The organism is Micromonospora sagamiensis (assembly GCF_014680085.1).
In the GTDB taxonomy this organism is placed as follows: Bacteria; Actinomycetota; Actinomycetes; order Mycobacteriales; family Micromonosporaceae; genus Micromonospora; species Micromonospora inyonensis.
Map to the genome: position 1 here is coordinate 5,039,591 of NZ_AP023438.1, position 9,556 is coordinate 5,049,146.

At 72.5% G+C, this 9,556-nt stretch carries 8 protein-coding genes; 3 read left to right on the forward strand and 5 right to left on the reverse strand.

Translation table 11 applies throughout. The features are described 5' to 3' along the window. Positions 1-6: 6 nt before the first annotated feature. On the reverse strand, positions 7-4,113 hold the full coding sequence (hrpA, locus tag IGA62_RS22230; RefSeq protein WP_145819009.1) for an ATP-dependent RNA helicase HrpA: 4,107 nt from the start codon (positions 4,111-4,113) through the stop codon (positions 7-9). Positions 4,114-4,213: 100 nt separating this feature from the next. After that, entirely contained in the window at positions 4,214-4,591 is a 378-nt protein-coding gene (locus IGA62_RS22235) for a histidine phosphatase family protein (protein WP_145819008.1), read from the reverse strand. Between the two features lie 95 nt (positions 4,592-4,686). On the opposite strand from IGA62_RS22235, the gene IGA62_RS22240 reads away from it, so the two are divergent. Beyond that, entirely contained in the window at positions 4,687-5,067 is a 381-nt protein-coding gene (locus IGA62_RS22240; protein WP_145819007.1) for a cytidine/deoxycytidylate deaminase family protein, read from the forward strand. Positions 5,068-5,082: 15 nt separating this feature from the next. On the opposite strand, the gene IGA62_RS22245 is transcribed toward IGA62_RS22240, so the two are convergent. After that, positions 5,083-5,451 (reverse strand): hypothetical protein, encoded by a 369-nt coding sequence (locus IGA62_RS22245; RefSeq protein WP_145819006.1) that lies wholly within the window; start codon positions 5,449-5,451, stop codon positions 5,083-5,085. A 93-nt stretch (positions 5,452-5,544) separates the two neighbouring features. On the opposite strand from IGA62_RS22245, the gene IGA62_RS22250 reads away from it, so the two are divergent. Continuing rightward, complete coding sequence (locus tag IGA62_RS22250; protein ID WP_145819005.1) at positions 5,545-5,961, forward strand: hypothetical protein; 417 nt, start codon at positions 5,545-5,547, stop codon at positions 5,959-5,961. Between the two features lie 571 nt (positions 5,962-6,532). Then, positions 6,533-7,279 carry a C39 family peptidase gene (locus tag IGA62_RS22255; protein ID WP_145819004.1) on the forward strand — a complete coding sequence of 249 codons (747 nt, stop codon included), beginning with the start codon at positions 6,533-6,535 and terminating at the stop codon, positions 7,277-7,279. Between the two features lie 166 nt (positions 7,280-7,445). Here IGA62_RS22255 and IGA62_RS22260 read toward each other — a convergent pair whose 3' ends face one another. Next, positions 7,446-8,090, reverse strand: coding sequence for a hypothetical protein (locus IGA62_RS22260; protein ID WP_145819003.1), 645 nt, complete (start codon positions 8,088-8,090; stop codon positions 7,446-7,448). A gap of 343 nt (positions 8,091-8,433) precedes the next feature. After that, positions 8,434-9,510, reverse strand: coding sequence for a DUF3068 domain-containing protein (locus IGA62_RS22265; RefSeq protein ID WP_145819002.1), 1,077 nt, complete (start codon positions 9,508-9,510; stop codon positions 8,434-8,436). Between the last annotated feature and the right edge of the window lie 46 nt (positions 9,511-9,556).

The window sequence follows — 9,556 nt, forward strand, 5'->3', positions numbered from 1 at the left end:
GCCGCCTCAGCGTCCCTCGGCCGCGTCCATCGCCCGGTAGATCCGCTGCTCCGAGACCGGGTACGGGGTGCCGAGCGCCTGCGCGAAGACGTTCACCCGCAGCTCCTCGATCATCCAGCGGATCTGCCGGACCGACTCCTCGTCCCGCCGGGTCGGAGGCAGGGCGGCGAGCATGTCCTGGTACTCCTTCTGCACCACCGCGATCCGGTCCTGCTGCTGGCGGTCCCGTTGCGGGTTGCCGGGCAGCCGGTCCAGCCGCCGCTCGATCGCGGTGAGGTAGCGCAGCAGGTCCGGTAGGCGGGCGTACCCGGCCTCGGTGACGAACCCGGCGTGCACCAGCCCGGCGAGCTGGGCCTTGATGTCGGCCAGCGCGGCCACCAGGGTCAGGTCGGTGGTGCGGGTCAGCCGCTGCTGCACCGCGTGGGCGGCGGCGAGCACCTTCCGGACCCGGTCCATCACCTCGACGACGGTGTCCACCAGGTCCGCGCGGACCTTCTCGCGCAGCGCGGCGAAGCCGTCGGCGTCCCAGGCCGGGCCGCCCGCGTCGGCGACCAGCCGGTCGATCGCCGCCCCGGTCGCGTCCGCGATGAGCGCCTGTACGCCGCCGTGCGGGTTGCGGCTCAGCGCCAGCTTGGCCTCGTTGCTCAGCCGTCCCTGGAGGAACTTCGCCGGGTTGGCCACGGTCAGCCGCAGCAGCCGGCGGGTGCCGGCCCACATCGCCGCTGCCTGCTCGGCCTCGGAGTCGAAGACCCGCACCCCGACCGTCTCGCCCTCGTCGACCAGCGCCGGGTACGCGGTGACCCGGTATCCGGCCCGGACCTGCTCGATGGTGCGCGGCAGCGTCCCGACGCTCCACTCGCGCAGCCCGGTGCGGGCCACGTCCGGCGCGGCGGCGGCGACCACCTGGCGTACCTCGGCCTTGAGCTGGCGTTGCAGGGCCGGCAGGTCCTTGCCCTCGGCGACCGGCTTGTTCTCCTCGTCGAGCACCCGGAAGGTGACCCGCAGGTGCGCCGGCAGCTTGTCGAGCTCCCAGGCGTCGCGGGGCACGGTCACCCCGGTCATCCGGCGCAGCACCCGGGTCAGCGCGTCCAGCAGCGGCTCCTCGCCCGGGGTGATCGCTGCCAGGGCGGCGCGGGCGAAGTCCGGCACCGGTACGAAGTTGCGCCGGATCACCTTGGGCAGCGACCGGATCAGCGCGACCACCAGCTCCTCGCGCAGTCCCGGCACCTGCCAGTCGAAGGTCTCCGCCGGCACCTGGTTGAGCAGCGGCAGCGGGATGTCCACGGTCACCCCGTCGGTCGGGGTGCCCGGCTCGAACCGGTAGGTCAGCGGCAGCGTGACCCCGTCGGAGTGCCACTCGTCGGGGTAGTCCGCCTCGTCCACCCCGCCCCGGCCGGCGTTGACCAACAGGTCCCGGGTGAAGGTGAGCAGGTCGGGCCGCTCCCGTCGGGTCTTCTTCCACCACGCGTCGAAGTGCCGCCCGGAGACCACGTCGGCGGGGATCCGCTGGTCGTAGAAGGCGAAGATGGTCTCGTCGTCGACCAGGATGTCCCGGCGACGGGCCCGGTGCTCCAGCTCCTCGATGTCGGTGAGCAGCCGCTGGTTCTCCGCGTAGAACTGGTGGTGGGTGGACCAGTCGCCCTCGACCAGCGCGTGCCGGATGAACAGCTCCCGGCTCAGCGCCGGATCGATCCGGCCGAAGTTGACCTTCCGGCCGGTGACCAGAGGAACGCCGTAGAGGGTCACCTTCTCGTAGGCGAGCACCGCCGCCTGTTTCTTCTCCCAGTGCGGCTCGCTGTAGCTGCGCTTGACCAGGTGCTGGGCGAGGGGCTCGACCCATTCCGGCTCGACCCGGCCGGCGACCCGGCCCCAGAGCCGGGAGGTCTCCACCAGCTCGGCGGCCATCACCCAGCGCGGCGGCTTACGGAACAGCGCCGATCCGGGGAAGAGGGCGAACTTCGCTCCCCGCGCGCCGAGGTACTCGTGCTTCTGCGGGTCCTTCAGCCCGACGTGGGAGAGCAACCCGACCAGCAGGGACTGGTGCACCTTCGGGGTGTCGATCTCCTCCGGCAGGTCCGCGCCCCGGTCCCGCCGTCCGCCGCCGGTCTCCGCCGCGTCGCGCCGGCCGCCGTCCGCCGCGTCCGCCGCCGGCCCGCGCCGACCGCGTCCCCCCGCACCCGGTTCCGGGGTACGCAACACCTGGCGCAGCTGGCTGACGATGTCCTGCCACTCGCGTACCCGCAGGTAGTTGAGGTACTCCGCCTTGCACATCCGGCGGAACGCGCTGGAGGAGAGCGCCCGCTGCTGCTCCCGCAGGTAGCGCCAGAGATTCAGGAAGGTGACGAAGTCCGACTCCTTGTCGGTGAAGCGGGCGTGCGCCTGGTCGGCCTGGGCCTGCTTCTCCGCCGGCCGTTCGCGCGGGTCCTGGATGGAGAGCGCGGCGGCGATCACGACGACCTCGGTGGCACAGCCGTTGCGTTCGCCCTCCACCACCATCCGGGCCAGCCGGGGGTCCACCGGGAGCTGGGCCAACCGCCGCCCGAGCGGGGTGAGCCGCTTCGCCGGGTCGGTCTGGGTCACATCGAGCGCGCCCAGCTCGTGCAGCAGGTTCACCCCGTCGGTGACGTTGCGCCGGTCCGGCGGGTCGATGAACGGGAACGCCGCGATGTCGCCCAGCCCGATCGCGGTCATCTGGAGGATGACCGAGGCCAGGTTGGTGCGGAGGATCTCCGGGTCGGTGAACTCCGGACGGGAGAGGAAGTCCTGCTCGTCGTAGAGGCGGATGCAGATGCCGTCGGAGGTCCGCCCGCACCGCCCCTTGCGCTGGTTGGCCGAGGCCTGGGAGACCGGCTCGATCGGCAGCCGCTGCACCTTGAGCCGGCTGGAGTAGCGGGAGATCCGTGCGGTGCCCGGGTCCACCACGTACTTGATGCCGGGAACGGTCAGCGAGGTCTCCGCGACGTTGGTGGCGAGCACCACCCGGCGTCCGGTGTGCGGGGCGAAGACCCGGTGCTGCTCGGCGGAGGAGAGCCGGGCGTACAGCGGCAGGATCTCGGTGCCGAGCAGCGACCGTTTCTTCTCCACCAGTTTGCCCAGCGCCTCGGCGGTGTCCCGGATCTCCCGCTCGCCGCTGAGGAAGACCAGGATGTCGCCCGGCCCCTCGGCGGCCAGCTCCTCGACCGCGTCGCCGATCGCCTGGATCTGGTCGCGGACGTTCTCCTCGTCACCCTCGTCCTCCTCGGCCTCGGTGACCTCGACCAGCGGCCGGTAGCGCACCTCCACCGGGTACGTCCGTCCGGAGACCTCCACCACCGGCGCGGGCTTACCCTCGGTCTCGCCCTCGGCCGGCGGCGCGGCGAAGTGCCGGGCGAACCGGTCGGTCTCGATGGTCGCCGAGGTGATGATCACCTTCAGGTCGGGCCGGCGGGGGAGGAGCTGCCGCAGGTACCCGAGGATGAAGTCGATGTTCAGGCTGCGCTCGTGCGCCTCGTCGATGATCAACGTGTCGTACTGGCGCAGCATCCGGTCGTTCTGGAGTTCGGCGAGCAGGATGCCGTCGGTCATCAGCTTGACCAGGGAGCGGTCGCTGACCTGGTCGGTGAAGCGCACCTTGTAGCCGACCACGTCGCCCAGCTCGGTGCCCAGCTCCTCGGCGATCCGGTCGGCGACCGTACGGGCGGCCAGCCGCCGGGGCTGGGTGTGCCCGATCAGCCCCTGCACGCCCCGCCCCAGCTCCAGGCAGATCTTCGGCAGCTGGGTGGTCTTGCCCGACCCGGTCTCGCCGGCCACGATCACCACCTGGTGGTCGCGGATCGCGGCGGCGATGTCGTCCTTGCGCTCGCTGACCGGCAGGCCCACCGGATAGGTGACCCTCGGGACGGCGGCCCGGCGGGCGGCCAGCCGCGCCTCGGCACCGGCCACGTCGGCGGTGATCTCGGCCAGCGCGGCGTCCCGACGGGCGGGGTCACGCAGCCGGCGTGCCCCGTCCAACCGGCGTTGGACGCGGCGCTGGTCGCGGAACATCAGCTCGGCGACCCGGCGGTGCAGCTCGCGGAGGGCGGCGGCGGGCTCGCGGACGGCGTCGGGCGCGGCGGAGGCGGGAGGATTCTGCATGTCGTCGCCAAGGATAGGCAGCTTGCCGCCCGACCGCTTCCGGGTTACCGCCGGCCGGCGGCTCCGGCCCCACCCGGCCGGTCGGGCCGGGCACCCGGGCTCAGTGGCCAGGCCGGGTGCCGTCCCACCCGTCGGGCAACCCGCCGCCGGGAAAGGGCACGTCGACCCGGCCGGGTCGTTGGCGGTCCAGCTCCTCGACCGGCATGCCGTTCAGCTCGCCGTAGTCGCACTCGCGCAGCCGGCGGTCCCGCCGGGCGACCGCCGGCCACCCGGCGTACGCGATCTCCACCGTCTCCACCGCGCGGGCCAGGTCGGAGCAGAAGATCGCGTCGAGTGCGTCGGCGGGGCGACGGACACCCAGGTCGCGGGCCAGGCGACGCCCCTGTGGGGAGAGCGTGCCGGGCAGCCAACCGGTGGCCCGGCCCGTCTCGTTGTCGATGGTCAGGGAGTGCGTCTCGTACACGATGTCCACCGCCATCGCCTGATCCTTCCATCGTGGAGGCGCGGGAGGGGCCCCTCGACCGCCGTGGGTCCGGTCTACAGTTGATCGCCGATCGAGCACGGGGGGACGCGATGACGATGCGGGACACCGACCGGGCGTTGGTGCAGGCCGCCGGCGCGGTCGCCCGGCTGCGCTGCCGCAGTGCCCGACACACCGTGGCCGCTGCGGCGAGGACGCCCCAGGGACGGGTCCTCACCGGGGTGAACCTGCTCCACGACACCGGCGACACCTGCGCCGAACTGGTCACCGTCGGCGCGGCCGTCACCCAGGCTGCCGGGGAACTGGAGACGATCGTGGCGGTGGGGGACCGGGGACGGGAGATCCTGCCGCCCTGCGAGCGGTGCCGGCGGGTGCTGCTCGACTACTTCCCGGCGATCCGGGTGATCGTCGGGCCGATGGAGGATCCGCGCGTACTGCCCCTCGCCGACCTGCCGGCGGCGGCGTCGGCCTGATCCGGGATTCGCCGGTCAGCCCTCGGCGTTCTGCGGCCGGGCAGCCGCGTCTGGGCGTGCTCCGGTGGTGCCGTCGGCGTCCCGGGTCGACGCGGCGTCGGACGGAACGCTGCCACCGCGTCGACCCCGGGCCCACAGCGTCCCGGCGGTAACCGCGCCGACCGCGACCAGCGCGATCTTGAGGCCGACCTTGCCGAACGCGAGGTGCCCGAGGCCGGTGGTCACCAGACCGGCCCACCACGACGGGTCGAGGAACCTGCCCCGGTCGGTGGAGAACTCCCAGTTGCGCAGCCACCAGCCGAGAGCGACCAGGCCGAGGGCGAGCAGACCGGTGAGGAGAGCCGCCACGATCAGCCGTCCCGCACCGTTCCGGACCGCAGTCACGTTCCCGAGCCTAGTACTTAAGGGACACGTCGCGATCCTGGCATCGGATCGGTCCGAGCTTGTGGTGGGCGGCGAACTCCTATCCTCCGGCGTGTGAAGACTCTCGTAATCGGTGCGCTGCTCATCGCCGGGCTGCTCGCCGGGGCGGCGTGGTTCGTGGTGGGCGCAGTGCGCACGCCCACGGCCCTCCACGGGTCGCTGACCGTCGAGTGGTGCGAGTTCCGCGGGCGCGGCGGCGACATGGCCTCGTGCACCGGGACGTTCCGCGCCGACGACGGTACGGTCACCGCCGCCGACGTCACGGTCGACCTCAAACGCAAGCAGGGTTGGCTCGACTACTCCGAGCCCGTCCCCGCGCGGCTCACGGGACCTGCGGCGGCGGTCGCCGACGAGGCCGCGTTCGTCGGGCGGGCGAGCCAGGCGACGATCGCGGTCGTGCTGCTCGGCTGGGCGGTGGCGCAGACCGTGTGGTGGGTCCGGCACTACCGTCGGACCCACCACGTGTCATGACCTGTTACGTCCGGTTCGCGTAGCCGATCTTCCTGCGGATCCGAGCAGTGCCCGCCGCAGCCGCCACGGCGACGTCCCGACTTTGCGCGATCCGCCATAACGTTCCGTTCGTCGTGTTCGCGGCCACTGTCCGGTACGCCGTCATGGGCGGGTTGTCGGGTCCGGTGGCGATCGTCCGGTTCGCGCAGGCGGGGGTCGGGAATCGGGTGGGGGTTGGTGGCGTTGGACCCGGCTCACCCCCGAGTACCACCGATCGCCTCGCGACGAGGTGCCCGACAGCCTGGAATGCGGGCCGGGTCGGGGGTGTTGGACATGGCTCACCCCGCGAGTACCACCGCCCCGCACCCCCGGGCCGGACCCACCGGATCCGGAATGCGAGCCAGGTCGGTGGCGTTGTACATGGCTGGCGCACCCACAAGGGGCCGAGCCCCGGGTCCGCCCCCCACACTTCCCGCCCGTGCCACCCCCGTGCCACGCGACGGACCCCGCACCCCACGCGCTCGAAAAGCCTCCCCCGCCGTGGCCGTCCCCCACGCCACGCGCCCCCGCAACGGAAAGGCAGGACACCCCCATGACCACGCTGATCCGTAAGGCCGCCCTGACCATCGCCGGCGCCACCCTCACCGCAGGCGCCCTCGCCGCCCCCGCCACCGCCTTCGCCGCCCCCGCCTCGGCAGCCACCCCCACGACGGCCATCTCCGTCACCACCGACCGCGACAACGACCGCCGCGACAACCGCGACAACCGTGACGACCGCCGCAGCGACCGTGACGACCGTCGCGACGAGCGCAGCGACCGGGGCAACGGCCGCAGCGAACGGGAACTGCGCGTCCGCTACCAGGCCCAGCCCAACTTCTACTACTGCGGCCCGGCCGCCGCCCGTAACGCCCTGTCCACCATGGACCGCGACCTGTCCCAGGACGACCTCGCCCGCGAGATGGGCACCACCGAGAACGGCACCGACTCCGCCCACCTGATCACCAAGGCCCTCAACGCCAAGCTGGGCAAGGACGTCTACCGCACCACCGAGGTCTCCACCCCGACGGCCGACGACAAGCAGACCGACCAGATGCGCCGCGACGTCGTCACCGCCATCGACAACAGCCGCGCGGTCGTGGCCAACATCGCCGGCACCGCCACCGACACCGACGGCACCCCCCACGCCTTCGAAGGCGGCCACTACATCAGCGTCGTCGGCTACCGCGACAACGGCAACACCGTCAAGATCGCCGACTCCGCCAACCCCGACCAGTCCTCCTACTGGATCACCACCGAAGCCCTCGCCGACTGGACCGCCACCCGCGGCTACTCCGCCTGACCCACACCCACCCACACACCACGACGGGCCGGCCCCCACACCAGGGGACCGGCCCGTCGTCGCGTCACCAGGTCTGCCATGTCGAGCCGGGCCGCCGGTCGGCAGCCACGGCCCCAGCCGCAGTCCTGCCCGGCCTCGGGCGGTGTCCGCCCGAGGCCGGGGCGGGTCAGGCCGCGGTGGACCAGATGGCCCGGAAGGCGGCGGCCTCGCCGGCGAGCCACTGCTCGATCTGTTCCGGCTTGACCCCCTCGGGCATCCGGTGCGCCTCGCCCCGGCGGACGTCCACCAGGACCGGTTCGGCGTGCGGCAGGACGGCGTCCATGTGCCGGCGCATCAGGTGCAGGGTGGCGAGGGCGGCCTCCGGGCTCGGCGCGGCCTCGTCGAAGTGCAGCCGGACCGCCTCGGCGCGGCCGTCGGCGTACCGCACGCCGAAGTGCGGGTTGATTTTGACCGGCAGGTCGCCGAGCATCGCGAGCGCGTCGCGGGTCTGGGCCAGGTCGACCTGGCCCGGCTCGCCGAGGGAGTGCAGCCAGCGCGCCGCGCCCGGCGTCAGTGCCTGGTAGAGCGGGCGCCAGCGGGGCTTGACCACGTCGGCCACCCCGGCCAGGTGGGTGCCGCCGGTGTGGAAGGCGATGTCGGCCTTGAGCGCCTTGACGAACTGACCGTGCGGGTTGAACCCGGATCGGCTCGCCCGCTGCCTGCGCAGCCCGCCGACGAAGGTGGCCTTGGTCGGGCCGGTGCGGTCGACGTAGCGGGTGAAGCCGAGCAGGGTGGCGTACGGCGGAAGCGCGGTGGTGAGGGGTGCGGACACGGGGCGTCCTCCCAGGTCAGTGCCGAGATTAGTACATACATTCTAATCGACGGGTACGACATCGCCCAGGGTTTTGGACACGGAAAGAGGATCGCCCGACCACAGTGGGCGACCCTCGTGAAGGTCTCGGGGCGCGTCCCGGCCGCTGCCGGCCGCTGCCGTCTCCGAGGGTGGTTGCAGGGGCCCCCTCCTCGACAGAAAGCGGTAGGAGGGGACCCCTGCAACCACCCCCGGCGGCGCAGCGCGGCGGCGGTCAGCGAGAGGGGGCCGACCCAGCCGGGCCGGCCCCCTCGTCGCATGCCGTTCGGCAGGGCTGCGACCCCTGCCGAGACTGTTGGCCGGCCTACCTGCCGGGCTTCCCGGCCAGGTCGGGATCGGCCGGCGGCGTCGTGCTCGCCAGCGACCCGTCGGGCCCGGGGCCGGTGTGGCGACCCCGGCCGGAGCCCGGGCCGCCGTCGACCGACGCGGCGCGGGGGCGGCGCAGCGTCATGGCGAGACCGACGGCCGTCAGCGCCAGGCCGACGACCAGGAGCCCGACCGGCGCGTACACCGTGACGAGCTGGAGCCGCTGCCGGTTGGCGGCGGCCGTGTCCGCGCTGCGGGCGATCGTGTCGTCGGTGTAGGTGAACACCGCGTCCAGGATGACGGCCTTCTGCCCGTTGTCGCCGACCAGCGTCTTGTTCTGGGTCTCCTGCACCTTCACGAACTGGCCGGTGGTGGGCTCCACCCAGACCGAGCGGGTGTTGCTGTAGCTGACGTGTCCGGTGGTGGCACCGGGCAGCAGTTGGGCCGCGAGGATCTGGAGGCGGTCGGCCGGCAGCTCCTGCCGCGCGTCGCGGATCTCCTGGGTGAACTGGTAGGTCTCCAGGCCCTTGATCTTCTCGGTCTTGACGAAGCGCGCCGGCTGGGTGGTGCCGATGTCCCGGTCGAAGATGTCGTAGGTCTTCTTCCCGGTGCCGAACGGGAACTTGTAGATCTGGCCCGAGTAGTCGACGCGCTGCCGGTTGTTGCCGGTGTCGAGCCACTGCTTGTCCCACCGTACGGCGGCACCGGTCTTCCGGTCGAGCGCCAGCGACGTGCTGTAGGCGCTGATCAGGGCCTTGGTGTCGGTGCGGACGACCTCCTGGCCGACCAGCCAGACGACGGCGTCACCGTCGAGCTTGCCGTCCAGGCGGGCGGTCTCCTTGACGTCCGGTTGCACGGTGACGGTCGAACGCAGGGTGCCCTGGTTGACCTCCGCCTTGCCGTCGGTGATCTGCAGGAAGCGGGCGTTGGGCGCCTCGGCGACGGACTGTGTGCGATCCAGGTCGTACGGCAACCGCTCGACCCGCGGTGCCACGAAGAACGCCAGACCGGCGGCGAAGACCAGCGCGAGGACACCGGCGCCGAACAGCACGGTGCCGATGACGCGGGACCTCATAGTGCCTCCAAGAGGTGGTGGTGGGGGGAGATTCGGCAGGCGGACC